Source organism: Dietzia natronolimnaea (genome assembly GCF_002289575.1).
In the GTDB taxonomy this organism is placed as follows: domain Bacteria; phylum Actinomycetota; class Actinomycetes; order Mycobacteriales; family Mycobacteriaceae; genus Dietzia; species Dietzia natronolimnaea_A.
Window position 1 is genome coordinate 25880 of the sequence record NZ_NTGA01000025.1, and the last position, 25065, is coordinate 50944.

At 70.1% G+C, this 25065-nt stretch carries 24 protein-coding genes, 1 tRNA gene and 1 other RNA gene; 18 read left to right on the forward strand and 8 right to left on the reverse strand.

What is annotated here, in order from left to right; all coding sequences use genetic code 11:
* Positions 1 to 5 precede the first annotated feature (5 nt).
* The gene (locus tag CEY15_RS13920; RefSeq protein ID WP_176475124.1) at positions 6 to 2963 is read right to left on the reverse strand and encodes a type II toxin-antitoxin system Rv0910 family toxin; all 2958 of its coding nucleotides are present in this window, start codon (positions 2961 to 2963) and stop codon (positions 6 to 8) included.
* Positions 2964 to 3065: 102 nt separating this feature from the next.
* Here CEY15_RS13920 and CEY15_RS18830 point away from each other — a divergent pair, with 102 nt between their 5' ends.
* The 4 genes from CEY15_RS18830 (at position 3066) to CEY15_RS13940 (ending at position 7372) form a co-directional block, all read left to right on the forward strand.
* The gene (locus tag CEY15_RS18830; protein WP_141244269.1) at positions 3066 to 3806 is read left to right on the forward strand and encodes a helix-turn-helix domain-containing protein; all 741 of its coding nucleotides are present in this window, start codon (positions 3066 to 3068) and stop codon (positions 3804 to 3806) included.
* A 121-nt stretch (positions 3807 to 3927) separates the two neighbouring features.
* Positions 3928 to 5394, forward strand: a complete 1467-nt coding sequence (locus CEY15_RS13930) for an aldehyde dehydrogenase (RefSeq protein ID WP_017836588.1) — start codon at positions 3928 to 3930, stop codon at positions 5392 to 5394.
* Positions 5395 to 5404: 10 nt separating this feature from the next.
* Positions 5405 to 6205: an enoyl-CoA hydratase/isomerase family protein gene (locus CEY15_RS13935; RefSeq protein WP_095718982.1), complete on the forward strand. Its 801-nt coding sequence runs from the start codon at positions 5405 to 5407 to the stop codon at positions 6203 to 6205.
* A gap of 36 nt (positions 6206 to 6241) precedes the next feature.
* Complete coding sequence (locus CEY15_RS13940) at positions 6242 to 7372, forward strand: FAD-dependent oxidoreductase (RefSeq protein ID WP_095718952.1); 1131 nt, start codon at positions 6242 to 6244, stop codon at positions 7370 to 7372.
* A 10-nt stretch (positions 7373 to 7382) separates the two neighbouring features.
* On the opposite strand, the gene CEY15_RS13945 is transcribed toward CEY15_RS13940, so the two are convergent.
* Positions 7383 to 8543, reverse strand: coding sequence for an acyl-CoA dehydrogenase family protein (locus CEY15_RS13945; RefSeq protein WP_095718953.1), 1161 nt, complete (start codon positions 8541 to 8543; stop codon positions 7383 to 7385).
* Positions 8544 to 8703: 160 nt separating this feature from the next.
* On the opposite strand from CEY15_RS13945, the gene CEY15_RS13950 reads away from it, so the two are divergent.
* From CEY15_RS13950 to CEY15_RS13960, 3 genes are all read left to right on the forward strand, one after another.
* The gene (locus CEY15_RS13950) at positions 8704 to 9306 is read left to right on the forward strand and encodes a TetR/AcrR family transcriptional regulator (RefSeq protein WP_245847625.1); all 603 of its coding nucleotides are present in this window, start codon (positions 8704 to 8706) and stop codon (positions 9304 to 9306) included.
* Positions 9307 to 9463: 157 nt separating this feature from the next.
* Positions 9464 to 10174 (forward strand): peptidase S1, encoded by a 711-nt coding sequence (locus tag CEY15_RS13955; protein WP_095718955.1) that lies wholly within the window; start codon positions 9464 to 9466, stop codon positions 10172 to 10174.
* A gap of 87 nt (positions 10175 to 10261) precedes the next feature.
* Entirely contained in the window at positions 10262 to 10783 is a 522-nt protein-coding gene (locus CEY15_RS13960; RefSeq protein ID WP_095718956.1) for a hypothetical protein, read from the forward strand.
* 22 nt (positions 10784 to 10805) lie between these two features.
* Here CEY15_RS13960 and CEY15_RS13965 read toward each other — a convergent pair whose 3' ends face one another.
* From CEY15_RS13965 to CEY15_RS13980, 4 genes are all read right to left on the reverse strand, one after another.
* On the reverse strand, positions 10806 to 11297 hold the full coding sequence (locus CEY15_RS13965; protein WP_095718957.1) for a GAF domain-containing protein: 492 nt from the start codon (positions 11295 to 11297) through the stop codon (positions 10806 to 10808).
* Between the two features lie 138 nt (positions 11298 to 11435).
* On the reverse strand, positions 11436 to 12641 hold the full coding sequence (locus tag CEY15_RS13970; RefSeq protein WP_017836580.1) for an acyl-CoA dehydrogenase family protein: 1206 nt from the start codon (positions 12639 to 12641) through the stop codon (positions 11436 to 11438).
* A gap of 49 nt (positions 12642 to 12690) precedes the next feature.
* The gene (locus CEY15_RS13975) at positions 12691 to 14097 is read right to left on the reverse strand and encodes an acyl-CoA dehydrogenase family protein (RefSeq protein WP_095718958.1); all 1407 of its coding nucleotides are present in this window, start codon (positions 14095 to 14097) and stop codon (positions 12691 to 12693) included.
* Between the two features lie 121 nt (positions 14098 to 14218).
* Positions 14219 to 15028 carry an inositol monophosphatase family protein gene (locus CEY15_RS13980; protein ID WP_017836578.1) on the reverse strand — a complete coding sequence of 270 codons (810 nt, stop codon included), beginning with the start codon at positions 15026 to 15028 and terminating at the stop codon, positions 14219 to 14221.
* A gap of 166 nt (positions 15029 to 15194) precedes the next feature.
* On the opposite strand from CEY15_RS13980, the gene prfB reads away from it, so the two are divergent.
* From prfB to CEY15_RS14025, 9 genes are all read left to right on the forward strand, one after another.
* Entirely contained in the window at positions 15195 to 16304 is a 1110-nt protein-coding gene (gene prfB, locus CEY15_RS13985) for a peptide chain release factor 2 (RefSeq protein WP_095718959.1), read from the forward strand.
* On the forward strand, positions 16301 to 17197 hold the full coding sequence (locus tag CEY15_RS13990; RefSeq protein WP_017836576.1) for a mechanosensitive ion channel family protein: 897 nt from the start codon (positions 16301 to 16303) through the stop codon (positions 17195 to 17197). The genes prfB and CEY15_RS13990 overlap by 4 nt, the downstream gene beginning before the upstream one ends.
* Positions 17197 to 17796, forward strand: a complete 600-nt coding sequence (locus tag CEY15_RS13995; protein WP_095718960.1) for a hypothetical protein — start codon at positions 17197 to 17199, stop codon at positions 17794 to 17796. The genes CEY15_RS13990 and CEY15_RS13995 overlap by 1 nt, the downstream gene beginning before the upstream one ends.
* A 52-nt stretch (positions 17797 to 17848) precedes the next feature.
* Positions 17849 to 18538 carry a cell division ATP-binding protein FtsE gene (ftsE, locus tag CEY15_RS14000; RefSeq protein WP_095718961.1) on the forward strand — a complete coding sequence of 230 codons (690 nt, stop codon included), beginning with the start codon at positions 17849 to 17851 and terminating at the stop codon, positions 18536 to 18538.
* The gene (gene ftsX / locus CEY15_RS14005) at positions 18538 to 19440 is read left to right on the forward strand and encodes a permease-like cell division protein FtsX (RefSeq protein WP_017836573.1); all 903 of its coding nucleotides are present in this window, start codon (positions 18538 to 18540) and stop codon (positions 19438 to 19440) included. The genes ftsE and ftsX overlap by 1 nt, the downstream gene beginning before the upstream one ends.
* Before the next feature lie 59 nt (positions 19441 to 19499).
* On the forward strand, positions 19500 to 20009 hold the full coding sequence (gene smpB / locus CEY15_RS14010) for an SsrA-binding protein SmpB (protein ID WP_095718962.1): 510 nt from the start codon (positions 19500 to 19502) through the stop codon (positions 20007 to 20009).
* Between the two features lie 101 nt (positions 20010 to 20110).
* Positions 20111 to 20484: a transfer-messenger RNA gene (gene ssrA / locus CEY15_RS14015) on the forward strand.
* A gap of 190 nt (positions 20485 to 20674) precedes the next feature.
* On the forward strand, positions 20675 to 21418 hold the full coding sequence (locus CEY15_RS14020) for a DsbA family protein (protein ID WP_031264807.1): 744 nt from the start codon (positions 20675 to 20677) through the stop codon (positions 21416 to 21418).
* A gap of 133 nt (positions 21419 to 21551) precedes the next feature.
* A tRNA-Ala gene (locus CEY15_RS14025) sits at positions 21552 to 21624 on the forward strand.
* Between the two features lie 103 nt (positions 21625 to 21727).
* Here CEY15_RS14025 and CEY15_RS14030 read toward each other — a convergent pair.
* On the reverse strand, positions 21728 to 22234 hold the full coding sequence (locus tag CEY15_RS14030; protein WP_017836569.1) for a VOC family protein: 507 nt from the start codon (positions 22232 to 22234) through the stop codon (positions 21728 to 21730).
* Between the two features lie 84 nt (positions 22235 to 22318).
* Here CEY15_RS14030 and CEY15_RS14035 point away from each other — a divergent pair, with 84 nt between their 5' ends.
* Positions 22319 to 23197: an AraC family transcriptional regulator gene (locus CEY15_RS14035; RefSeq protein ID WP_095718963.1), complete on the forward strand. Its 879-nt coding sequence runs from the start codon at positions 22319 to 22321 to the stop codon at positions 23195 to 23197.
* On the opposite strand, the gene CEY15_RS14040 is transcribed toward CEY15_RS14035, so the two are convergent.
* Positions 23149 to 23568, reverse strand: a complete 420-nt coding sequence (locus CEY15_RS14040; protein ID WP_017836567.1) for a YccF domain-containing protein — start codon at positions 23566 to 23568, stop codon at positions 23149 to 23151. The genes CEY15_RS14035 and CEY15_RS14040 overlap by 49 nt on opposite strands.
* A 110-nt stretch (positions 23569 to 23678) precedes the next feature.
* Here CEY15_RS14040 and CEY15_RS14045 point away from each other — a divergent pair, with 110 nt between their 5' ends.
* Positions 23679 to 25028 (forward strand): glycoside hydrolase family 1 protein, encoded by a 1350-nt coding sequence (locus tag CEY15_RS14045; RefSeq protein WP_095718964.1) that lies wholly within the window; start codon positions 23679 to 23681, stop codon positions 25026 to 25028.
* Positions 25029 to 25065 lie beyond the last annotated feature (37 nt).

The following is a 25065-nucleotide window of genomic DNA, read 5'->3' on the forward strand; positions in this document are numbered from 1 at the left end:
AGTGGCTAGCGGCCGGTCCAGCGGGGTTCGCGCTTCTCGGCGAACGCGGCCACGCCCTCGCGGGCGTCGTCGGACAGGACCACGGGGCTGGCCATCTCGCTCTGACGTCCGAACGCCTCCTCGGGGCTCCAGGTGGGTGCCTCGTCGACGATCTGCTTGCCGACCCTCACCGACAGGGGGGCGTTGGCGGCGATGCGCCGAGCCGTCTCCATCGCCGTCTCCAGGGCCCTGCCCTCGGGAACCACGGTGTTCACCATTCCCAGTTCGGCCAACCTCGTGGCGGGGAGGGCGTCGCCGAGCAGGGCGAGTTCCAGGGCCACCGGCCGCGGCAGGCGGGTGGCCGACCGCCACAGTCCGCCGGCCGCGGCGAGGAGGCCGCGCTTGACCTCGGGGAGACTGAAGGAGGCGTTCTCGGCGGCGATGATGAGGTCGGCGCACATCGCGAGCTCGAATCCGCCGGCGAGCGCAGGTCCCTCGACCGCGGCGACGGTGGGCGTGGTGGGCGGCTCGGCGGTCAGGCCCAGCGGGCCGCGGCGGTCGGTGACCGGTACCTGCCCGCGGTGGGCCCCGGCGAGGTCCATGCCCGCGCAGAAGGTGTCGCCGCTGCCCGTGAGAACGATGGCGCGCACGCCCGAGTCGTCCTCGGCGTCGTCCACGGCGCGCTCCAGTTGGACCGCGGTGGCGTGGTCGATGGCGTTCTTGGCGTGGGGGCGGTTGAGCGTGATCACCCAGACCGAACCGTCACGTCGGGTGAGGACCGGGGCCGTGGGCGGGTCCGGGAGCTCCTGCCGCTCGCCCTCGACGACGACCCGGTGGCCGTCGAGACGCAGGGTCCGGCGCAGCGGGGTACCGGAGGTGAGCGCGGCGATGTCGTCGGCGCTCTCGCGCCGCAGGAGGACACGGGCGCCGTCCGGCGTGATCGCGGAGACCACGACGCCCTCAGCGCCGCCGTCGCGACCGTGGGGGACGGTCACGGCCTCGATCACCGCGGGACCGTCGAGTTCCGTGCGCGCCGGGCGCGGGGCGGGGCGTTCGATCGCGGGCTTGAGGTGCGCGAACGGGCGGCTCGGCGGCGTGCCGGAGTAGATGCCCAGGGAGTGCTTGGTGGCGTACCAGCCCAGTGAGGTGGACAACCCGACCTGGTCCGGATCCTCACGCAGCAGCGGCACGAGCGTCGAGACGGCGTGCAGGCCGTAGTTGTTGCCGGGTCCGCCGGCCGAGGTGAGTCCGCCGGTCACGCTGAGGGGCCGCGACGGGTCCTGCCAGGGCAGGCCGAGGGCGCGGGCGCCGAGCTGGACGGCGGAGGGGAAGCAGGAGTAGAGGTCGACGGGGCCGAGGTCGTCCGCAGTGATGCCCGCGTGCTCGAAGGCGGCGGCGCCGGCGGCGGCGATCGCGGGGGAGCGGGTCAGGTCGGCGCGCTCGGAGACGAACCATTCGTCGGTGCCCGAGGCGCCGGCGTGCAGGAACACCCACTTGTCCTGGGGGACCCCGAGCGCCTGGGCTGCCGCGACGCTGGCCACGATCACCCCGGCCGCCAGGTCCACCTGGAGGTTGGCGCACAGGAGCTTGGTGTACGGGGCGGACACGGTGCGGTTGGTCGCGCTCGCGTAGGCGATGTCCTCGGCGGTGCGGGCGGTCGGGTCCCACGCGAACGGGTTCTGGGCCGCGATCCCGCTGTGGCGCGACCACAGGTCCCCGATGTGCTGCTGGTGGGCCTCGGCGGTCTCGCCCGAGTCTGCCTGCAGAGCGGACTCGATGAGGGAGTAGACGTAGATCGGCGCGCCGAGCCCGACGCTGGTCTCGGCCTCGTTGTTCGCCGGCCGGTCGACCCCGATCACCCGGTCGGGGCCGCGGTCCGGGTCCTGGGTGGTCCACCGGGGCTCACGCCCCCGGGACTGGAGCGCCGCGACGGTGGCCCCGGCCTCGGCGCCGCTGACCAGTGCCAGGTGGGCGGCTCGGTCCGCGATCCGCTGGGCGGCGTCGTTGACGGCCAGTTGGGCACCGTCGCCGCCGTAGGGGGAGGTCTGCACGGTCTCGGCGAACTCCGCTCCGACGGCCTCGGCCACGAACCCCGCCTGGTCGGGGTAGGTCCAGGAGGCGCTGGGGACCGCGTAGACCAGATCGGCGCGGGAGAGCAGCGGCCCCTGGGCACCGGTGTCGGCGGCGGCGGCCTGCAGTGCCTCGACGGACATGACGGCCGGTTCGGTGGCGGTGTCCGGATCGGGGTCGCGGCGGACGATCTGGCCCACGCCGATGAGGACCGGGGTCGACGGGTCGAGCATCTCGCCGGTGCGCTCGTGGCGGACGGATTCGTCCGCGTAGCGCCCGGGCCCGCCACCGCCGTCGACGAGGCCCGTTAGGGCATCGAGCGACTCGGTCAGGGCCGCCTCGACACTGCGGACGGCGGAGATGCCGACCGGGCCGCGCACCGGCGGACCGTCCAGGGCGCCGTCGAGGCGGACGGCGCTGCCGTCGGCGGTGGGCACGACAGTGCACCAGAGGCCGACCGTGATGCCCATCGGGCCCGCGCCGCGCAGTTCGAACCCGGTCTCGTCGGCCTTCTCGACGATCCAGCGCACCTGGACGGGGATGTCCATGAGAGTCATCTGTTGCACGAACTCCCCGCCGGTGGTGAGTTGCTCGGCTCGCTCCCCGCGCCAGGACAAGTGGAAGGTCAGCCACTCGTGGGTCCGGGTGGTGTCCAGGACCACGTCGAGTATCGCGGTCGGCGGAGCGCTGATCGCGCGGGCGGCCTCGACCTGCCGGGCATAACCGGAGATGCCCTCGGGGGCGGGGACGGTCACGTCCGCGGCGGTCGCCGTCGATCCGTTGCCGGGGACTACCCGGGAGGCCAGATCCTCCAGCGTCGTCATCGCCGTCCGGGCCAGGACGGGGGCCAGGGTACGGCCGGTGTCGACGAGGCCCTTCACGCGCGACTTCTCGGGCCGCGATTTCTTGGACATGGATGCCACTTTCCGTCTGGTCGGACTGTTTTGCTGCATCATGCCGATCGGACCGGCTCGGGGGCAAGTCGCCACGGCGGTGGCCCGAGTAATGTCGCGGCCATGGCAGCCCCCCGTCGTCCGCAGCAGGAGAGGTCCGCCGCCACCCGCTCGAAGCTCCTCGAGGCCGCCTACGAGTCGCTGCTCGACCGCGGATACGGCGCGACGACCGTGGGTGAGGTGCAGAACCGCGCGGGGGTCGCGCGGGGCACGCTGCTGCACCACTTCCCCACGAGGGGCTCGCTCATGGCCGGCGTCGTGGAGGACATCGTCGAGCGCCGACTCCGCGTCCTGACCTCGACAGGCCTCGGCAGCCAGGCGCGCGCCGGTGCCGACGCCGGTGCCGACGCCGGCGCGGACCCTGACGACGGGACGTGCGACGACGACGTGGTGTACGACGACGACGTGGTGTACGACGACGACGTGGTGTACGACGACGTGCCGTTGGCCACGAGCTGGGACGACGTGGTGGACCTGGTCTGGGAGGAGCTGCAGGGTCCGCCGTTCACGGTCGCCCTCGAGCTCTGGGTGGCCTCCCGCACCGATCCCGAGCTCCGCCGGGCGCTCATCCCTCTCCAGGAACGCATCTTCCGCACGGTGCACCGGAACGTCACGCGCCTGGCGGGGGAGGACCATCCGCGCGCGCCGATGCTGGTGCAGTTCACCATCGACCTGCTCACCGGGGCCCACCTGGCCGGGACCCTGCAGCCCAGGGTAGGTGCCTCGGCCGTGGTCGAGGCGTGGAAGATCGCGGTCCGGGAGCTGGCCCGGACGGACGGGGGGCGGGTGCCGGCGCGCCGCTGAGCCTGTCGCGCGTAATCCGTGGAACCGCCCCGGGCGAGGCGGGGACCGCCTACGTTGGACAGGTGTCTGTTCGCATGTCCGTTGCGGCAGGACCTCACCCGGCAACAGCAGGAGACCCACCATGACATCCTCCCTCGACCGCGACGCGTTCCTGATCGGTACCGAGTGGCGCTCACCCGCGACCGACGGCGTCATCGAGGTGGTCAGCCCCCACACCGAGGAGGTCGTCGCCCGCGTCCCGGAGGGCTCGGTCGCCGACATCGACGCCGCCGTGGCCGCGGCTCGCGAGGCGTTCGACTCCGGTCCGTGGCCGCGGATGAGCCCCCAGGAGCGGATCGACGTGGTCGCCCGTCTCTCGGCTCTCTATGCCGCGAAGCTGGACGACATGGCAACCCTGATCTCCACCGAGATGGGGTCACCGATCTCGTTCAGCAAGCTCGCCCAGGCCCCTGCGCCCTGGATGCAGATCGAGGCGTTCGTGAGCATCGCCCGCGAGTTCCCGTGGGAGGAGACCCGGCCGGGCGTGCTCGGCGGCGAGGTGCTGGTCCGCCACGAGCCGGTGGGCGTGGTCGCAGCGATCCCGCCGTGGAACGTCCCGCAGTTCACCGTGTTGTCCAAGCTGATCCCGGCGTTGCTCACCGGCTGCACGATCGTGGTCAAGCCCGCCCCCGAGACCCCGCTCGACACCTACCTGCTCGGCGAGTTGCTCATCGAGGCCGGCGTGCCGGAGGGCGTGGTGAGCATCGTCGCGGGAGGCCGCGAGGTGGGCGAGCACCTGGTGCGCCACCCCGCGATCGACAAAGTGGCCTTCACGGGGTCCACCGCGGCGGGACGGAAGATCGGCGCGATCTGTGGCGAGCAGCTCAAGCGCTGTTCGCTCGAGCTCGGAGGCAAGTCCGCGGCGATCGTGCTGGACGATGCCGACGTCACGAGCGTCGTCGAGGGGATCAAGTTCCTCGGCGTGATGAACTCGGGCCAGGCCTGCGTGGCGCAGACCAGGATCCTGGTGAGCCGCGAGCGGCACGACGAGGTCGCCGGCGCGCTGGCGGAGGGGATCGGGTCGATGGTCGTCGGCGACCCGATGGACCCCGACACCCAGATCGGTCCGATGGTGGCGCAGCGGCAGCAGGAGCGGGTGTCCTCGTACATCGAGATCGGCCAGCAGGAGGGGGCGCAGCTGCTCACCGGCGGCACCGGCCGCCCGGACGGCCTCGACTCGGGGTGGTACGTCCGACCGACCGTGTTCGCCGGGGTCGACAACTCCATGCGGATCGCCCAGGAGGAGATCTTCGGCCCGGTCCTGTCCGTGATCGCCTACGACGACGTCGATGACGCCGTCCGGATCGCCAACGACTCCGAGTACGGTCTGGCGGGGACCGTGTGGACCGCGGACCGCGAGGCGGGTCTCGGCGTGGCCCGCCGGGTCCGCACCGGGACCTACGGGGTCAACACCTACACCATGGACTTCTCGGCCCCGTTCGGCGGTTTCAAGGCATCAGGAGTGGGCCGCGAGTTCGGCCCCGAGGGCCTGGCGCAGTACACCGAGGTCAAATCCGTCTACCTCGACGCGCCCGCGGTCGACGGCTGATACCGCCGTGGTGGGAGAGAACACGACGCCGCTCGACGTCCGCGACGCCGACCGTGTCCGCACGCTGACACTCGCACGACCGGAGGCGCTCAACGCGTTCGACGAGGCCCTGTACGACGCGCTCACCATCGCGTTGCACGAGGCCTCGGACGACCCCACCGTGGCGGTCGTGCTGCTCACCGGACAGGGTCGGGCGTTCAGCACCGGGACGGACCTGGCCGAGATGGCCGAACGGATCACCAATCCCGACTTCGTTCCCGGTGAACACGGGTTTCTCGGGTTGATCGACGCTCTGTCCGGGTTCGACAAGCCCCTCGTCCTGGCGATCAACGGCCTCGGCCTCGGGATCGGCACGACCGTCATCGGGTTCGCCGACCTGGTCTTCAAGTCCGAGGACGCCCGTCTCAAGTGCCCGTTCACCAGCCTCGGGGTGGCGCCCGAGGCCGCCTCGAGCTATCTGCTGCCCCGGCTCGTCGGGCGGCAGAACGCGGCGTGGGTGTTGCTGTCCTCGGAGTGGATCAGCGCCGCCGAGGCGCATGAGATGGGCCTGGTGTGGCGACTGTGCGCTCCCGACGACCTGCTCCGGGTGGCCACCGAGCACGCCACGCGACTGGCGAGGTTGCCCATCTCGAGCCTGCGGGCGGTCAAACGGACCATGGTCGAACCGCTGGCCCGCCAGATCGCCGAGGCGCGCGAACGCGAGAACCAGTGCTTCGCCGACCTCATGGGCGGCCCCGCGAACTCCGAGGCACTGGCCGCGTTCGCCGAGGGCCGGCCGGCGGACTTCACCGGGCTTCCCGACGGGGCGTGACCACGGGGCCTGACGACGGGACGCGATGATGTGGTGATGCGCGAGGTCGACGTGGTGGTGATCGGTGCCGGTCAGGCGGGCCTGTCGGCCGGGTATCACCTGAAGCGCCGGGGGGTCGTCCCCGCCGACCGGGCCTCCGCCGACGACCGGACGTTCGTCATGGTCGATGGCGAGGACGGCCCCGGCGGGGCGTGGCGGCACCGCTGGGAGTCGCTGACCATGGCCACCGTCAACGGGATCTTCGGCCTGCCCGGGGCCCCGGTGCCCGAGGTGGATCCCGGAATGCCCAGCCGGGAGGATCTGCCCGCCTACTTCGCCGACTACGAGGAGCGATTCTCCCTCGGGGTCCGGCGGCCCGTGCACGTGCGCCAGGTGCGCCGCGCCCCGGCCGAGCGGGGCGGCCCGGGGAGTGGTCGCCTCGTCGTCGTCACCTCCGGGGTTCCGGGGGAGGGGGATGGCGGGGACGGCGCGCGGGGCGACGACGACGAGGTGTGGCACGCGCGCTACGTCATCAACGCCACGGGAACGTGGACGCGGCCCTTCTGGCCGTACTACCCCGGGCAGGAGAGCTTCCGCGGGCGTCAGCTCCACGTCCATGACTACGTCCGCGCGGAGGAGTTCGCCGGTCAGCGCGTGGTGATCGTGGGCTCGGGGATCTCGGCCACCCAGCTGCTCGAGGAGATCTCGCGCGTCGCCGACACCCTGTGGGTGACCCGGCGGGAGATCGAGTGGGCCACGGGCCCGCCCCCGGAGAACTTCTCGGCCGCCATCTCCGCGGTCGCCGAGCGCACGGCCAGGGGATTGCCGCCCGAGAGTGTGATCCGGGTGACCGGCATGTACCGCACCCCGTGGATCGATCGAGCGGAGGCCCGCGGTGCGCTCGTGCGGCACCCGATGTTCACCCGGATCGAGCCCGACGGGGTGCGGATGCCGGACGGCCGGTTGGAGCCCGCCGACGCGATCCTGTGGGCCACCGGGTTCCGGCCCGCGGTCTCCCACCTCGCCCCGCTCGGCCTCCGGACCCCGGCCGGGGGGATCCGCGTGGCCGACGGACGGGCCCTCGACGAACCGCGGCTATTTCTGATCGGCTACGGCCCGTCCCAGTCGACCGTGGGGGCCAACCGGGCGGGCCGTGACGCCGTCCGCGCGATCGTGTCCGAACTCTGAGTCGCCGGGATCAGAGGGTCCGGGAGATCAGTTCCTTCATGATCTCGTTGGTCCCGCCGTAGATCTTCTGCACGCGGGCGGAGGCGTACATCCGGGCGATCGGGTACTCGGTCATGAACCCGTAGCCGCCGAAGACCTGCAGGCAGCGGTCGATGATCTCGCACTGCTTGTCGGTGCAGAAGTACTTGGCCATCGACGCCGTGGCCGGATCCAGCTTGCCCTCCAGGTGCAGCGAGATGCAGTGATCCAGGAGGGTCCGGGCGGCCAGGGCCTCGGTCTTGCACTCGGCCAGCTCGAAGCGGAGGTTCTGGAACTTCAGGATGGGCTTGCCGAACGCCTCGCGCTCCTTGGCGTAGTCGATCGCGAGGCGGACCGCGGTCTCGGCGGCGGCCACGGCGGTGACGGCGATGATGAGGCGCTCCTGGGGCAGCTGCTGCATGAGCTGGATGAAGCCCTGGCCCTCGCCCGCCTCGCCGCCGAGGATGTTGGCGGCGGGGATCCGCATGTCGTCGAAGAACAGCTCCATCGTGTCCTGGTACTTCAGGCCGATCTTGTCGAGCTTGCGTCCGCGGTCGAAACCCGGGAGGTCGGTGGTCTCGGCCAGCAGGAGCGACAGCCCCTGGGCACCCTCGCCACCGGTGCGGGCCACGATGATGAGCAGGTCGCAGTGCATGCCGTTCGAGATGAACGTCTTGGCGCCGTTGACCACGAGGTCGTCGCCGTCCCGCACCGCCGTGGTGCGCAGCGCCTGCAGGTCGGATCCCGCTCCGGGCTCGGTCATGGCGATCGCCCCCACCATCTCGCCCGTGGCGAGCTTGGGCAGCAGGCGGGTCTTCTGCTCCTCGGTGCCGTACTGGAGCAGGTAGTGGGCCACGATCGTGCTGTGCACCGAGTTGCCCCAGCCGTCGTCGAGCGCCCGGGTCTGCTCCTCGGCGATCACGGTCTCGTGCGCGAAGGTGCCGCCGCCCCCGCCGTACTCCTCGGGGATGGAGATGCACAGCAGGCCCGCGTCGCCGGCCTTGTTCCAGAACCCGCGGTCCACGGCGCCCTCGGCGGCCCACCGCTCGAGGTTCGGGGCGGTCTCCTTGTCCAGGAACGCGCGCGTGTGGGCGCGCAGCGCATCCAGGTCGTCGGTCATCCACGGGGAGCGGTAGGGGGCGGTCTCGAACACGAGGGATCTCCAGGGGTCGGTCGCGTGGGGCCCGGGCGGCCCCGCTCGTCCACCACAATACGAGTGCATGCTTTGCTATGCAATCGTATGGTCGCGGTATCGTCTCCGACATCGACCGAACGCAGACGCCGGTTGAGGGACGAGGAACGGGGTGGCGCACATGGCCGGGACCACAGCCGACCGCGGAGGTGCCGCCGACGGTGACCTCACCGCTCGGGCGCGGATCCGCTATGCCGCGCTGGCCCTGTATGCCGAGCACGGGGAGGACAGGGTCTCGATGCGCCGGGTGGCCGCCGAGGTGGGGGTGACGATCGGCCTGATCCAGCACCACTTCGGCACCAAGGACGGCCTGCGCCGCGCCGTGGACGACCTGGTGGTGGAGCGCGTGGTCGGGGCACTGTCGACGGTGGAGCACACCGGCACGCCGGCCGAGGTGGTGGAGGCAAGGAACGTCGCGGTCCGCGAGATGCTCCGGCAGAACCCGCAGCTCGTGAGCTACCTCAACCGGGCCCTGTTGGAGCCCGACGGTCGCGGGGCGCCGTTGCTGGAGGCGATCGTCGACCTCACCACCCGGGAGATCGAGGGTCTGCGGCGCGGGGGTCTGGCCTCCACCAGGGCCTCGGACAAGGTCCAGGTGGTCCGCACGCTCGTCGACCAGGTGGGGGAGGTGTTCCTCCGGCCCGTGGTCGAGGCCATCTGGGCCCACATCGGCGGGGATCCGGGCGAGTGCCCGTCGATCAGGATCACGGTCGAGGGCCACTGAGGGACACTGAGGGCCACAGACGTAGACCTGACCGATCGGCCGGCCGGCCGGCCGGCCGCGAGGGTCGGCCCGCTCCCGTCGTGCACCCGGGGCCCGCTCCCGTTAGGCTGTCAGGGCGTTTACCCGGGCAGTCTGCCGGGGTGGGAAGGACACGCTCATGAGGTTCACCGGCCTTGCCAAGCTCGCCGTGACCGCAGTGATGGCCGGTGCGACCGCACTCGCGGCCCCCGCCGCCGCCCAGGCCGCGGTCCCGGTCGCCGGAGGCGCTCCGGTGCTGGTCAACGGAGAGGCCGGATGCACCCTCACCGCCGCCGGATACGACTCGACCGGAGCCCCGGTGGCGTTCACGGCCGCCCACTGCAGCGACCGGATCAACGCTCCGGTCTTCCTCCGGAGCGACCCGGGAGCCGGGGTGATCGGCACCGTCGCGACGCGCAACGAGATCCTGGACTACTCGGTGATCCGGCTCGACCCGGCTATCGCGGTCCCCGTCCGCCAGCCCGGGATCAGCGGGCGCGGTCCCGCCCCTGAGTTCGGTGACGTCGTGTGCAAGGACGGGATGTCCACGGGCCACACCTGCGGCATCACGTGGCAGCGCGACGGCGCGAAGTTCTGGAGCCAGGCCTGCGCGGGATACGGGGACTCCGGCGGTCCGGTGACCCGCGACGGCCGCCTCGTGGGACTGCTCTCCGGTGGGCACATGCCTCCGGGCGCGGGGCCCGTCGGCAGCGTCGGTCCACTCCTGCCGTCCTGCTTCCACGCCGCGCAGTCGCCCTTCTTCCTCCCGGCGCTGGCGTACTCGTTCGATGCGATCGTGACCGACGCGACCGACCGCAACTGGCCCGGTCGCGGTTTCCGGATGGCCTGACGGTCCGCCGGGCGGAGCGCCCGAAACCGATGTGGATCATCGGCTCACCTGGTACGACTGGGGTCATCCCGGACGAGAGGTGAACCCATGACCAGTACCGACACCACCGTTCCCCCCGAGCGACGCGACCGGGCCAGCAGGGGACTGTTCATGATCCTCGGGCTGATCGTCGTGGTGATCGTCGTGGGTCTTCTGGTGTTCCTGTTCACCGGGAATGCCGAGGAGTCCGCTCAGCCCGCGGCGGAGGACCCCCACTCCGCGCTCGCCGACGCCATCACCGCGGAGGTGCAGGGCGCCGTCGTCGAGTTCGAAACCGGCCTCGTCGCCGTCAACTTCCCACTGCCGCCGGATGCCACTCCGGCCGCCGCCGCCCAGGCCGCCCAGGACAACTCGATCAGCATTCTCCGCGATGTTCAGGACTCCGACTGGTCGGGGACCGTGGAGATCACCGCCTACTCCGCGGCCGGCGACCAGCCGGGGGGCCAGGAGATGGTGAGGATGGTGTACCTGCCCGAGACGGTCGACCGGATCGACCCCGATGGGATCGGGCGCGAGGACGTGTGGGCCGAGGCGGACGAGCAGTTCGTGGACCCGGCTCTGGCGGGGTAGTCGCGCTGGGCTGGCCGCCGCCTCACCTCGCCCACAGGTCGGCGGTCGCCGCTGCGCCTGTCGCCGACCGGATGCGTTGCCAGTTGCGGCCACCGCGCCCGAAGGTGGCCAACACTGCGTCGGGGACGCTCGATCGGTCCGTCGGCTCCGATCGCCACGTGCAGTCGCGCACGTGCACCAGATCCACCGATCGCGCGTCGTCCGAGGCATCGTAGCGCCACGGCCCCGCGAGTCGCCCGAGCCAGTAGTGGCCGTCGATGTCCCGGGTCCACACGAACACTCCCTCAGGGACGTCGGAGAACCGCTCGATCCGGCGGGCCAGTCTGTCGTCGTGCTGCGCCGCGGCGGCGTCGACTGCATCGGCGAGCGACGACGGTGGTGGTCCCTCAAGGCGCCCTCCCATTCCGCAGAGGCCGAAGCGCAGGCCGCGCTCGACCCCTGCACCGTCGGGCACCCCGTCGTCCCGCGACCGCATCGGGGCCCGGAACAGGGGGACGTCGTCGTCGGCTGACATGGGTTGTGCTCCTGCCGTTCGTTGCCGGTTCGGGTGGGCTGGGTGCGGGACGAGCGAGCTCCGGGAATGACCGACGCCCCCGCGGATCACCGATCCGCGGGGGCGTCTGTCGTTCTCAGCCGCGCGTGCGGCAGGGGTTCACTTCAGCTCGGCGCTCGACAGGTCGAGGATGCGCCGCGCGATCACCAGCTGCTGGATCTGCTGGGTGCCCTCGAAGATGTCGAGAATCTTGGAGTCGCGCGACCACTTCTCCAGGAAGCTGCGCTCGGAGTAGCCGTAGCTGCCGGCCAGCTCGACCGCGCCCAGGGTAACGGCGGAGCCGGTGCGCCCGGCCTTGGCCTTGCACATCGACGCCTCCTTGGTGTTGGGCATCTTGTTGTCGGCCATCCACGCCGCCCGCAGGGTGAGCAGGTACGCGGACTCCCAGTCGGCCTCGAGCTCGAGGTACTTGGCCACCGCGGCGGGTTGGCTGGTGGCGGGCCGGTCGTAGTCGATCTCCATTCCGGCCTCCTCGAGCAGCGCCCGGATCTCCTCCAGCGCGGCACGCGCGACGCCGACCGCCATCCCCGCGACGAGCGGGCGGGTGTTGTCGAACGTCTGCATGGCGCCGGCGAAGCCCTTGTCCACCCGCACCTCTGGATCGCCCAGGAGGTTCTCCTTGGGGACCCGGCAGTTGTCGAAGGTGATCTGCGCGGTGTCGGAGGCGCGGATGCCGAGCTTGTGCTCCAGCCGGTCCACGTTCACACCGGGGTGCTCGCGCGGCACGACGAAGGACTTGATGGCCGCGCGGCCCTTGCTCTTGTCGAGGGTCGCCCACACGACGATGTGGTCGGCCCGGGCACCGGACGTGATGTAGATCTTGGTGCCGTTGATCACGTACTCGTCGCCGTCCAACCTGGCGGTGGTGGACACCGCGGCGGAGTCGGAGCCGAACTCGGGCTCGGTGATCGCCATGGAGGCCCAGACCCGTCCGAACCTCTCCATCTGCTCGTCGTTTGCGACCGCGGCGATCGCGGAGTTGCCGAGGCCCTGGCGCGGGATCGACAGGGTCAGTCCGACGTCGCCCCAGCATGTCTCGATGATGTTGAGGAGCGACTTCATGTTGCCCCCGTTGGACACGCCTTCGCGACGCGGTGCGCCGCCCGACCCCATGGTGGCACCGGAGGCGGCCTGTCCGGCGTCCTCCATGGCCTCCATCATGGCCTTGAGCGTGTCGAGCTCGACGGGGTACTCGTGCTCCGCGAGGTCGTACTTGCGGGACACGGGACGGAAGATCTGGGTGGCGACCTGGCGGGCCTGATTGGCGCCCGCCTCGAGCCGCTTGGGGAGTTCGAGGTTGATCATCGTCAGGATTCCTTAGTCCGGGTGGGGCGGGTGGCGGGGTGGGTGGTGCTCACAGGACCACCACGCCCTCGGCCACGCCCACGGCGCGAAGGTCGCGGTACCAGCGCTCGACGGGGTGTTCCTTGGTGAACCCGTGGCCACCGAGCAGCTGGACTCCGTCGAGCCCGATCCGCATGCCCTTGTCGGCGGCGATCTTGCGGGCCAGTGCGGCCTCGCGGGCGAAGGGGAGTCCCTGTTCGGCGCGGGACGCCCCTCGCCAGGTGACCAGCCGCATGCCGTCGAGCTCGGTAGCAATGTCGGCCACGGCAAAGGCGACGGCCTGGCGGTGGGCGATGGGCTCGCCGAACGCCTGGCGCTCCTTGACGTACGGGGTCACGTAGTCGAGGACCGCGTGCGAGGTGCCCACGGCGAGTGAGGCCCAGCCCAGGCGGGACAGGCGGATCACGTCGGCGTAGGTGGCGGCCCGGTCCTCGGGGGAGGAGTCGGGACCACCCAGGATCGCGTCGGCGGGCAGCGAGACGTCCGTGAGGATGAGCCGGCCCAGGCCTGCGGCGCGCAGGCCCATGGACGGATCCGCTTCCACCACGAGTCCGTCGGTGTCGGACTCGACCACGAACAGAGTCGGGAACCCGTCGAGGGAGGCCGCGACGATGAACAGCTCCGCGCTGCCGGCGGTGGGCACCATCGACTTGACGCCGTTGAGCGTGAACCCGCCCGGCCCGCGGGTGGCGGTGGTCTTGAGCTCGAACGGATCGAAGAGCGGGCGGGGCTCGGCCACCACCACCGCGGCCGCCGGCGTCGTCTCGGAGGCGAAGGCCGGGAGGTAGCTCTTCTGCTGGGCGTCGGACCCGAACTGGGTCAGGGTGGTGGCGACTCCGGAGGGCGCCAGGATCGGCAGGGCCAGCCCCATGTCGCCGTAGGCCAGCGCCTCGGCGACCAGCGAGTTGGTCACCACTCCGCGCTCGGAGGCGATGCCCTCGAACTCCTCGGGCACGTTGAGCATGGTCGCGCCGATCTCGGCGGAGCGCTCCAGCAGCGAGGTCGGGGCCTCGGCGGCGTGGTCCGCGTCATGGGCGGCCGGCCGCATGACCTCGGTGGCGAAGTCGCGGACGGTCTCGACGATCATCTGCTGGTCGTCGTCGAGGGTGAGGTCGAAGAGGTCGGGCCTCGACCCCGAGTCGGCGTCAGGCAGGCGCTTGGGCGCGCCGGATCCGGAGACCTTCTTGAAGGACTTCGTGGCGGCGCCGAGGGTCTTGAAGCCGGTCTTGGTGGCCTCGTAGGTGACCCGGTCGACCTTGTGGCGCAGGTTGAAGCGCTCGGCGAACTCCGACCCGGTGATCGTCGTGAGCGCGCGCATGGCGGCTCCGATCGCGTCGATCTTCGTGGGGTTCTTGCCCGGAGTGGAGGCCTCCGCGCGTCCGGTCGTGGACGGGGACGTCGAATTCTTGCTCATCATCACCAGCTGTTCTCGTGACGGACGGTGGACGGTGCTGTCGACGGATATCTTACTTCGGAGTAAGTTCCGAGCGCCAGACTTTCCCCTGAAATCGTCTCGAGTGCAGGTCAGGGCCTCGCGGTCAGCCCTTCAAGAGTGTTACCGCGTCCTCTACCGCCCCGGGACGGCCCGCCACGAACCAGTCGTAGCCGTTCACCTCGACGGTCGCGCAGAGCCCGCCAGCCCCTTCGACGAGCGCCCGTCCGGGGAGCCAGTCCCACTCCGGGCACGAGTGCTGGCACCACACCGAGTGGACGCCGCAGGCCACCGCCGCCAGGTCGACCGATCCGGAGCCGAGCATGCGGATGGTCGCCGCGCCGCGACTGACCCGGTGGAAGGGGTCGGCGAGGGCGGGGTCGGCGAAGAACGGCGGGTGGAGATACGTGGCCAGGCTCCCCGCGGCCAGGTCGCCGGGGGTGAGGCGGGTCACGGGGACGCCGTTGCGACGCGTGGGCACCTCCGAGCCGCCGACGAACGTGTCCCCGGTGACGGGTCGGTGGACGGCCCCCAGGAGGTAGTCGTCCGGGCCGGTGACGGCGACCGCGGAGCACCAGTAGTCGGAACCGCTGACGAAGTTATAGGTCCCGTCGACGGGGTCGACGACCCACCTGCGCTCATGGCGACCGGGGACCAGGGTCCCCTCCTCGCCGAGGATGCCGTCCTCGGGCCGGTGTGCGGCCAGAAGGGCGGTGATCTGACGCTCGGCGGCCCGGTCGGCCTCCGTGACCACGTCGGAGACCGAGGTCTTGTGGTGGACGTCCAGTCCGTCGTCACGGAGGCGGCGCGCCAGCGACCCGGCGTCGACGACGAGCCTGGCGGCCAGATCCACGTCGGTCATCGCCCTGGTCGCTTCGTCGGACGCGGTCCGCCGGTGGCGGGTCTCGGGGGGCATCGGGTTCCTCCACTGGTCCGCAGTGGCCCGCTGACCTCGTGCGGTAGCGGGTCCGTCCCCCGCGACGCTACCCCCGTCAGGCGACGATGGGACGTGCGGTGGGCCTCGGGCGGGTGGCGGGTGGGGAAACGCGAGAAGGACGCCGGGCCGCGTAGACTCCGATCCCGTGCACCCCGACGTTTCCGCCGACATCGCCGCCCTCGACGCCACCATGACGACGGTCGAGAAGGTCCTCGACATCGAGGAACTCGCCCGTCGCGTCGACGAGCTGGAGCAGATGGCCGCCGACCCCGACCTGTGGAACGACCAGGAGCGGGCGCAGAAGGTCACCAGCGAGCTCTCCTACATCCAGGCCGACCTGCGGCGGTGCCGTGATCTGCGCCAGCGCATCGAGGACCTCCCGCTGATGTACGAGCTCGCGGAGGAGGAGGGCGACGGGGCCGTCGAGGAGGCGGACGCCGAGCGGGCGCAGTTGCGGGAGGACGTCGAGGCCATCGAGGTCAAGACGATGCTCAGCGGCGAGTACGACCAGCGTGAGGCCGTGGTCAACATCCGCGCCGGCGCGGGAGGTGTCGACGCCGCGGACTTCGCCGAGATGTTGATGCGCATGTACGTGCGGTGGGCGGAGAAGGCCGGACACAAGGTCGAGGTCTACGACACCTCGTACGCGGAGGAGGCCGGGATCAAATCGGCGACGTTCGTCGTCCACGACCCGTACATGTACGGCACGCTCTCCGTCGAGCAGGGCACGCACCGCCTCGTGCGGATCAGCCCGTTCGACAACCAGGGGCGGCGGCAGACGTCCTTCGCCGAGGTCGAGGTGCTGCCGGTCGTGGAACAGACGGACTCGATCGAGGTCGACGAGAACGAGGTGCGCGTCGACGTCTACCGCTCGTCCGGCCCCGGTGGCCAGTCCGTCAACACCACCGACTCGGCGGTCCGTCTCACCCACGTCCCGACCGGGATCGTCGTGACGTGTCAGAACGAGAAGTCCCAGTTGCAGAACAAGGTCGCGGCCATGAAGGTGCTGCAGGCCAAGCTGCTCGCACGTAAGCAGCAGGAGGAGCGGGCGGCCCTGGACGCTCTCGGGTCGGGCGGGAACGCCTCCTGGGGTAACCAGATGCGGTCGTACGTCCTGCACCCGTATCAGATGGTCAAAGACCTGCGGACCGAGTTCGAGGTCAACAACCCGTCCGCGGTCTTGGACGGTGATCTCGACGGATTCATCGAAGCCGGCATCCGGTGGCGGATGCGGGAGGGGGCAGACGCGGAGTGAGGTTCCAGACTGACTTCAATCCCATCCTGAACTGGCTCAGCAACAACGGCCTCGAGGTCGTCCTCCTCGTTCTGGGCGCCGCCCTGCTGACGCGGGTGATCGCCAAGATCGCGCGGATGTGGACCGGCCGGATCGACGCCAAACACTCCGACGAGGATTTCTGGTCCGAGGAGTCCAAGCACCTCCACTCGCTGATCCAGGTGATCTCGTACGTCGCCGTGGGCGTGCTGTACATCCTGTTCGGTATCCAGATCCTCTTGCGCTTCGGCGTCAACCTCGTCGCGCTGGTCGCGCCTGCGACGGTGCTCGGTGCGGCGCTGGGCTTCGGCGCCCAGAAGATCGTCCAGGACTTCCTGGCCGGGTTCTTCGTCCTGGCCGAGCGTCAGTACGGCTACGGGGACATCGTCGAGCTCACCACGGCGACGGGCGTGACCGCGGGAACCGTCGAGGACGTGACCCTGCGGATCACGCGCCTGCGGACCCTCGACGGCGAAGCGGTGATCGTGCCCAACGGTCAGATCGTCACCGCGGTCAACCAGTCGCAGGACTGGGCGCGAGCGATCATCGACGTCCCGGTGCCCAACAACGCCGACATGGACAAGGCCAACGAGGTGCTCGCAGAGGTCTGCCGCGAGATTCTCGACGACGAGCGGGTGGGCCAGTACATCCTGGACGAACCCACGGTGATGGGTGTGCAGTCGATTCGCCTGGAGCAGACCGTGATCCGGTTGCTGGCACGGACCAAGCCCGGCATGCAGTGGGAGGTCGGACGGCGGATGCGCGCGGTCATCCTGCGCCGTTTCCGCGCGGAGGGCATCGTCCTGGAACCCGAGGCACTGGCCGCGATCCGGGCAGGCATGGTCCGCCCGCAGACCGGAGAGGGGGGCGCGTGATGTCCGAGCGCCGAGACGATGACACGACACCCGTCGACCACACACCCGACGACACGACACCCGACGCGGAGACCACCCGGGAACCCCTGATCACCAGCGATCCGCTGGGTCTGGGGGGGACCACAGACCCCGACGCCCCGTCGCGTCGGCCGCGACCGAAGATCGTGTCCCTCCTCGGGGAGTTCTTCAGGATGTCGCGGACCACCGCGATCCTGCTCGTGGCGTTCGTCCTGGTTGCCGTGCTCTACTCGCTGGTCAAGGACGATCCGGTTGCCAGCTTCGGTACCCCGCCGCCCCAGACGGACACCGTCGAGACCGAACCACCCCCGCCGGCGGAGGGGACGACACCTGTCGAGGGGTCGCCGACCCCGGAGACCACGGTCGACCAGACGACGGTTCCCACCGCCACCCCGCAGACCTCCCCACCGGTCACCGGCACGACGCCACCGACGGGACAGCAGGCCCCGACGTCCCCCACGGGAACGACCGGGCAGCAGGCACCGCCGCAGCAGGCACCGCAGGAGCAGTCGCCACAGGCGCAGCAGGGAGAGGATCCCGGCGACGCCGGGGCCGGAGGGAATCCCGTGACCACCAGCTGACACCGGGGCTCTACCGACCACCGTGTGACTGGAGAGGCGCTAGGCTACTCGTGTGATCAGTGCTTCCCATGTGACCAAGTCGTACGCGTCTTCGGCGCGCCCGGCTCTGTCCGACGTGAGCGTCGAGATCGCCGAGGGCGAGTTCGCATTCCTCATCGGCGCCTCCGGGTCGGGAAAGTCGACGTTCCTGCGTCTGCTGCTCCGCGAGGACCGGCCCGATTCCGGGACCCTGGTCGTCGCCGGACACGATCTCACCAGGATGAAGGCGTCGTCCGTACCCACGCTGCGACGCTCGCTCGGCTGTGTCTTCCAGGACTTCCGCCTCCTGCCGGGCAAGACCGTGGCCGAGAACGTGGCCTTCGCGCTCCAGGTGATCGGTACCCCCCACCGCACGATCGACAAGGTCGTCCCCGAGACGCTGGAGATGGTCGGACTGGCCCGCGAGGCCGGACGTCGGCCACACGAGCTCTCCGGTGGCGAACAGCAACGCGTCGCCATCGCCCGGGCGTTCGTCAACCGGCCACGGTTGCTGCTCGCCGACGAGCCGACCGGCAACCTCGACCCCGAGATCAGCGAGGACATCATGCTGCTGCTCGACCGGATCAACCGGACCGGCACCACCGTCCTCATGGCCACGCACGACCGCCACATCGTCGACCGGTCGCGACGCCGCGTGGTGGAACTGGTCGACGGGATGGTCGTCCGGGACGACGCCACTGGCACCTATGGGGTGGGACGCTGATGGCCGCGCGGTTCATCGCGTCCGAGGTCGGACAGGGGCTGCGCCGAAACCTGTCGATGACGCTGGCCATGATCATCACCACCGCCGTCGCGTTGGCGATGCTCGGCGCCGGCGTACTGGTGGTGATGACCGCCTCCGCCAGCCAGGCGAAGTACGACTACCTCAACGAGTTCCGCGTCTACGTGGACCGGCCCATCTCCATCGAGGACCCCGACTGCACCGCTGCGTGTGGTGAGATCCGGGACCAACTGGAGACCACTGCCGGCGTGGCCTCGGTGGAGTACAAGAACCCGCAGGAGACCTACGAGGAGTTCGTCGAGCTGTTCTCCTCCACCGACCCCGTCCTCGTGGAGTCGACCTCACCGGACGCCCTCGGTTCGCGGTTCACCCTCACTCTCGACGACCCCACCCGGGCGGAGTCGGTGGCCGCGGACCTGGAGGCGATCGCGGGGATCGAGGTCGTGCAGGGCCAGGGGGAGTTGGTCGAGCGCGTGTTCTCGGTCCTGGACGGCATCCGGAACGCCGCCTTCGCCGTCGCGGTGGTCCAACTCCTGGCCACCGTGTTGCTCATCGCCAACATGACGCAGATCGCGGCCTTCACCCGCCGGACCGCGCTCGGGATAATGCGATTGGTGGGCGCGAGCCGCTGGTACACCGAGCTCCCGTTCGTGGTGGAGGCCGTGCTCGCGTCGGTGGTCGGTTCGCTGCTCGCGGTCGGCGGCCTGCTGGGGGCGAAGGTCGTGTTCCTCGACAGGGTGCTGGCGGAGGCGTACCGGGCGAACCTGGTGGAACGGATCACCACCGCCGACATCCTGATGCTCGCGCCGGGGCTGATCGTGGCGGGCGCGGTCGTCTCCGCCCTCACGGCGTGGGTCACCCTGCGGGTCACGGTTCGGCAGTAGTCCGGCGCTGATCTAGACTGGGGATTCTGCCCGACGGACGGACGAGGAGGTGAACCGGCGTGGCCAAGAAGAACAAGAAGAAGGGCGCGTCGACCCTCGGCCGTGACGGCAGCGTGGTGGCCAGCAACCGCAAGGCCCGCCACGAGTACTCGATCCTGTCCACCCACGAGGCCGGCATCGCGCTCCTGGGCACGGAGATCAAGAGCATGCGCGAGGGCCAGGCCTCGTTGGTCGACGCGTTCGCGACGATCGACGACGGCGAGGTGTGGCTCCGCGGGCTCCACATCCCCGAGTACTCTCACGGGAGCTGGACCAACCACGCGCCCAAGCGGGCCCGCAAGCTTCTGCTGCACCGCCGCGAGATCGATTCCCTCGTCGGCAAGGTGCGGGACGGCAACGCCACTCTGGTCCCGCTGTCCCTGTACTTCGTCAACGGACGGGTGAAGGTCGAACTGGCCGTCGCGCGCGGTAAGCAGGCCCACGACAAGCGACACGACATCGCCAGGAGGACCGCCGAGCGCGATGCCGTCCGCGAGCTCGGCAGGAAGATCAAGGGCATGCACGCCTGAGCCTGTCGCGCTGCGTCAGGGGGAGACGGACATCACCCTGGCAACTCGACCTCGGTCGGGGTACGGTTGGTGGTCCGTCGACGAGAGTCGGCGGTCCTGACGGGGCTGATGTGGTTTCGACTACGTGAGTTGACGCAGGGGAAGCGTGCCGGTGCAGGCCAGAGACCACCGTAAGCGTCGTGGCAACCAATTACGCGCCGATACCAATCAGCGCGACTACGCCCTCGCTGCCTGATAGCGAGCCCGTAGTCTGTCGGCCCGGGGTCGCCCTCGCCCCGGTCACCGGCATCATCTAGAGGGATCACCGGCTCACCCGGTCACGGGGTGGGTCGGGACATCCAACAGTGACTGGGATCGTCATCGCCGACATGTCCGCATGAGGGCGAGATCCGAGTAGAGGCCAACGCGGACTGCGCACGGAGAAGCCCTGCCGATGCTGCGGAGGACCCGGGTTCAATTCCCGGCAGCTCCACCATCGGGCCGAGCCCCCGGTCGACCACCGACCGGGGGCTCGGTGCGTTTCGACTGGCCCTCCACCTTCGGGCGCCTGTGCGGCACCTCGAAGCACCTGAAAGAGGACTCAGGCGGCTTCGGTACCCTCGCTGTAGTCGCCGCTCGTCCGGAACGGGCCGACGATGTCCCAGTAGAGAAAGGCCCACGCCCACGTGAACGCCAAGTCCGCAGGTAACAAGAGCACCAAGGTGCTCCAGACCAAGAAGAACAACGGCATGCTGATCACGGTCGCGGCGCTGATCGCCGTCGCGGTCCTGGTCCTCGGTGGCGTGGTGTGGATGGCGCAGCGAGGGGGCGAGGCGAACCCCATCACCTTCGGCGAGACGGCGGATGAGCTGATCGAGATCTCGGACACGGGCGTGATCACGGTGGGGGAGGAGACCGCTCCGACCGTCCAGATCTGGGAGGACTTCATGTGCCCGGCGTGCAGGTCCTTCGAGGCGCAGTACGGCGTCCCGATCTCCGATGCCGTTCAGGCCGGTGACCTGCGCGTGGAGTACCACATGCTCAACTTCCTCGACCGCCAGTCGGCATCGGGCGAGTACTCCACGAGGGCGATCGCCGCGGTCCAGTGCGTCGCGGCCAAGGACTCGCTGCCCACTTTCTTCGAGGTCAAGAATGCCTTCTTCGCGCAGCAACCCGCTGAGGGCGGGGGCGACCGTTCCGCCCGAGAGCTGGCGTCCACCGCCGAGGCGGCCGGTGCGAACGCGGACACCGTCGAGTGCATCGGCAACGTGGAGACCAACGGTGGGATGGACAAGGCCTCGGACTCCGCCGACAACTCGCAGGACAGTATCCGTGAGGTCACCGATCGCGTCTCCACGCCGACGGTCGCCTACGAGGGTGAGGTCGTGGAGTTTGGGGACCCGGCCTGGTTGGACAACATCATCTCCTGACCCGGGTCCACGCTGATCGACACCGGCCCCGCCCGTTCAGGGCGGGGCCGGTGGCGATTTGGAGGGCCGAAGCGGGATGGTGTAACTTTGGTCGGGCCGGTCGCCGAGAGGTGAACGGTGCGAGAACAAGTACGGGGCTATGGCGCAGCTGGTAGCGCACCACACTGGCAGTGTGGGGGTCAGGGGTTCGAGTCCCCTTAGCTCCACCCAGAGGACCGATCCGGCTACGGATGGTTCGCACGAGTGAGAGCCCGGCCATCGGCCGGGCTCTCACTCATTTTCATGATGGTTGAGAGCGCGACCGTGCGGTTATCCCAGTTGCGCCGCCCACTCGGCAACCCGACGGGCGCTCTCGGACTCGGACAGGTCCTCGACGCGCGTCATGATCGACCAGCGCACGCCGTAAGGGTCCACGATCGAGGCGAACCGGTCGCCGGAGACGAACTCGCTCACCGGCTCGCGGACCGTCGCGCCGGCCCTGACCGCGCGGTCTACCACCTCGTCGACGTCCGCGCAGTACAGCCCGAGCGAGTAGCAGGCCACCCCTCCGGAGGGCGCGGGCACGAGCCCGTAGTCGGGGCTCGGCTCGCCGAACTGCAACCGGCCGTTGCCGAAGTCGAGTTCGGCGTGCACGACGACCCCTCCCATTTCCGTCACGTCGACCACCCGGGCGCCGAAGACCGAGGAATAGAATTCGACGGCCCCCTTCGCGCCCTCGATCGCGAGAAACGGAGTGAGGCTGGTCGAGCCGTGGGGGACGCCGTCGGTGGTGTGCTGCCCGGTGGCCCCGGTCCGGGGCGAGGTGGTGTCGGTCATGGGATGACCCTAGAAGTGCCCGAACCCTCGTGGCTTGGAGATTCGCGACGTCAGTCGAGGCGGAGGAGTGAGGGAGGGGAGAGGATGTCGGAGCTCGCAGATCGGCGCGGAGTGCTCTACCCGGACCGGTTGCCCACCTTCCACCGCCAGGAGGCCCCGGTCGACCTGCGCGACCGAATCCGGTGGTTCTGGATCCCGCGGTGGAGTCTGCCGCCGGGCAGGACCTCTCGGCAGGAAATTCTCCCGTTTCCCGCCTCCAACCTCGTCGTCGACCCCTCCGGCGTGACCCTCTCCGGACCGACGACCGGCATCTCCCACCGTGATCTCAGCGGCAGCGGGTGGGCGGTCGGAGCCCTGCTCCGCCCGGCTGGGCTGGCCTCTCTGGTGACCGCGCCGCAGCGGCTCCGCGACGCCGAGACACCGGTCGAGGCGGCAGAGTTGCATCGCGCGGTCGTCGCGGCGATGGGGGAGGCGGACGACGTCGTCGACCAGCCGCGACCATCCGACCATCGCGGGGTCGACCAGCGCGACCACAAGCGCGAACCCCTCGCGCGCGACCGGGCGGTGCGCGCCTTCTCGGTCTGGGCCGCCACGGCCCTGGAGGCGCCTGGTGCCGACGGGATGCTGGCCAACGCGATGGAGGATCTCATCGCTTCGGACAGGTCGATCGTGCGGGTGGACCAGGTCGCGGCGGCGCTGGGGACCTCGACGCGCGCCGTGCAGAGACTCGCGCACCGCTACGTCGGCGTGCCACCACTGAAGATGATCCGTCGGTACCGACTCCAGGAGGCCGCGCAGCGTCTACGCGACGACCCCACGGTGACGATCGCCCGGGTCGCCGCCGACCTCGGATACTCCGACCACGCCCACCTCAGCGCTGATTTCCGCGCGGTCCTCGGACTGAGCCCACGCTCCTACCGCGGTGCACCCGGCGCGGCGGCGAAGGGATCCTCGGCCGGGTGACGGATGGGCACGATCCGCTGGCCGAGTGGAAGCAGTGCCAGCGGGACCATCTTCCAGCAAGCGATGCCGAAGGGGATCCCCACGATGGTCAGGCACAGCAGGAATCCCGCCACCAGATGGGCGATCGCCAGTTCCCAGCCGAGCACCAGGATCCACAAGATGTTGCCGAGCATCGAGAGCGCACCGGCGTCCCGGCGGAACTCGGTCCGCCGGCCGAACGGCCACAGGACGTATGCAGCGAGGCGGAACGAGGCGATACCGAAGGGGATGGTGATGATCAGGAGGCAGGCGATGATTCCGGCGAGGGCGTATGCAAGCGCCAGCCACCATCCGGCGAGAAGAAACCAGAGCACGTTCCCCAGGGTTCGCATCCCCCCACGGTAGTCGCCGGCGTGGCCCCCGGTCGGTGTTCCGAGGCCCTGAGTGCAGGCGGTAGACCGAAAGCGCTGACGGCGGGCCCGGCGTGTGTGATGTTGGGAAGATGGGTCTCGATAAACGCGCTGTCACCAGAGTTCTACTCGCCCCGGCGCTCGTCATCGCACTGGTCGCTACCGCTCTGATCACGGGTTCCGCGCTGGCGCGCGCCGAATCTCGGATGGTCGAGGGGTTCCACTGGGGGGTGGCCACCTCGGGCTTCCAGGTCGAGGGTTCAAATAGGGACTCCAACTGGAAGCGCTACGTCGACGCCGCTGCCGCCCGCGGAGAAGCCGACCCGGTCAACGACGCGGTGGACTTCTGGAACCGGTACCCCGAGGACATCGCCCGCGCCGCCGACTTGGGCGTCACCACCTTCCGTCTCAGCGTGGAGTGGTCGCGCATCGAGCCCGAGCCGGGGCGGTACGACGAGGGGGCGCTGCGCCGGTACGACCACATCCTCGACACCATCCGGGCGCACGGGATGACGCCCATGATCACGATGGTCCATTACGTGTACCCCGGATGGCTCGTCGACCGGGGCGGTTTCCTCTCCCCGGACGCGGTGGAGGCCTTCGGTCGCTACGCCGAGCTCGTCACCGAGCGGTGGGCCGGCGACGGGACGATGTGGGTCACCTTCAACGAGCCCCTGGTGTTCTTCAGTCACGAACTGCGCATCGGCCTGGTCGGCCTGCACCAGTTCAACCAGTTCCGCGACAACGTCGTCGCGGCCCACAAGCTGGGATACCACGCCGCGCACCGCGCCGACCCGGAGGCGATGGTGACCGCCAACGAGGCGTACCTCCCCGCGTTCGCCCCGGCCACCGACGACCTGCTGCTCAACCACATCCGCGAGGAGCTGGACTTCATCGGGATCGACTACTACTACGGCATCGCGCTCGACAACCTCACCACCATCCGCGCGGCGTGGGACGACTTCGCCGGCGTGCGTCCGCAGCCGGAAGGGATGTACGAATCGATCGTGCACTACGCGCGGCACTTCCCCGGTAAGCCGCTGTACATCGTCGAGAACGGGATGCCCACCCACAACGGGCACCGGGAGGACGGGATCGAGCGCGGCGACTACCTCCGGGACGTCGTCTTCTGGATCCAGCGCGCGGTCGCCGACGGGTACCCGGTGATCGGGTACAACCACTGGTCTCTGGTCGACAACTACGAGTGGGGATCCTACGACTCCCGCTTCGGCCTCTACCGGGTCGACGTACTCTCCGATCCGCTGCTCGAGCGCAGGCCGACCTCCGGGGTCGACGCCTACCGGGACGTGATCGCGCGCGGCGGAGTCCCGGAGGGCTACCGCCCGGTTCTGCCGGTGGGCGTGTGCTCGCTGGGGACGATCCCCGACACCTGCCTCGATCCCGTCGACGTTCACGGGCCGCTCGCGAGGCTGGGTCGCTGATCGCGGGCGGCCACAGAAGAACCTGTCACCGCCGGGC

What these genes read in the sequence shown, in the direction of transcription:
- CEY15_RS13920 (WP_176475124.1), bottom strand. Translation starts at nt 2,963, where the DNA reads ATGTCCAAGAAATCGCGGCCCGAGAAGTCGCGCGTGAAGGGCCTCGTC.
- CEY15_RS18830 (WP_141244269.1), top strand. Translation starts at nt 3,066, where the DNA reads ATGGCAGCCCCCCGTCGTCCGCAGCAGGAGAGGTCCGCCGCCACCCGC.
- CEY15_RS13930 (WP_017836588.1), top strand. Translation starts at nt 3,928, where the DNA reads ATGACATCCTCCCTCGACCGCGACGCGTTCCTGATCGGTACCGAGTGG.
- CEY15_RS13940 (WP_095718952.1), top strand. Translation starts at nt 6,242, where the DNA reads ATGCGCGAGGTCGACGTGGTGGTGATCGGTGCCGGTCAGGCGGGCCTG.
- CEY15_RS13950 (WP_245847625.1), top strand. Translation starts at nt 8,704, where the DNA reads ATGGCCGGGACCACAGCCGACCGCGGAGGTGCCGCCGACGGTGACCTC.
- CEY15_RS13955 (WP_095718955.1), top strand. Translation starts at nt 9,464, where the DNA reads ATGAGGTTCACCGGCCTTGCCAAGCTCGCCGTGACCGCAGTGATGGCC.
- CEY15_RS13960 (WP_095718956.1), top strand. Translation starts at nt 10,262, where the DNA reads ATGACCAGTACCGACACCACCGTTCCCCCCGAGCGACGCGACCGGGCC.
- CEY15_RS13965 (WP_095718957.1), bottom strand. Translation starts at nt 11,297, where the DNA reads ATGTCAGCCGACGACGACGTCCCCCTGTTCCGGGCCCCGATGCGGTCG.
- CEY15_RS13970 (WP_017836580.1), bottom strand. Translation starts at nt 12,641, where the DNA reads ATGATCAACCTCGAACTCCCCAAGCGGCTCGAGGCGGGCGCCAATCAG.
- CEY15_RS13975 (WP_095718958.1), bottom strand. Translation starts at nt 14,097, where the DNA reads ATGATGAGCAAGAATTCGACGTCCCCGTCCACGACCGGACGCGCGGAG.
- CEY15_RS13980 (WP_017836578.1), bottom strand. Translation starts at nt 15,028, where the DNA reads ATGCCCCCCGAGACCCGCCACCGGCGGACCGCGTCCGACGAAGCGACC.
- CEY15_RS13995 (WP_095718960.1), top strand. Translation starts at nt 17,197, where the DNA reads ATGTCCGAGCGCCGAGACGATGACACGACACCCGTCGACCACACACCC.
- ftsX (WP_017836573.1), top strand. Translation starts at nt 18,538, where the DNA reads ATGGCCGCGCGGTTCATCGCGTCCGAGGTCGGACAGGGGCTGCGCCGA.
- CEY15_RS14030 (WP_017836569.1), bottom strand. Translation starts at nt 22,234, where the DNA reads ATGACCGACACCACCTCGCCCCGGACCGGGGCCACCGGGCAGCACACC.
- CEY15_RS14035 (WP_095718963.1), top strand. Translation starts at nt 22,319, where the DNA reads ATGTCGGAGCTCGCAGATCGGCGCGGAGTGCTCTACCCGGACCGGTTG.
- CEY15_RS14040 (WP_017836567.1), bottom strand. Translation starts at nt 23,568, where the DNA reads ATGCGAACCCTGGGGAACGTGCTCTGGTTTCTTCTCGCCGGATGGTGG.
- CEY15_RS14045 (WP_095718964.1), top strand. Translation starts at nt 23,679, where the DNA reads ATGGGTCTCGATAAACGCGCTGTCACCAGAGTTCTACTCGCCCCGGCG.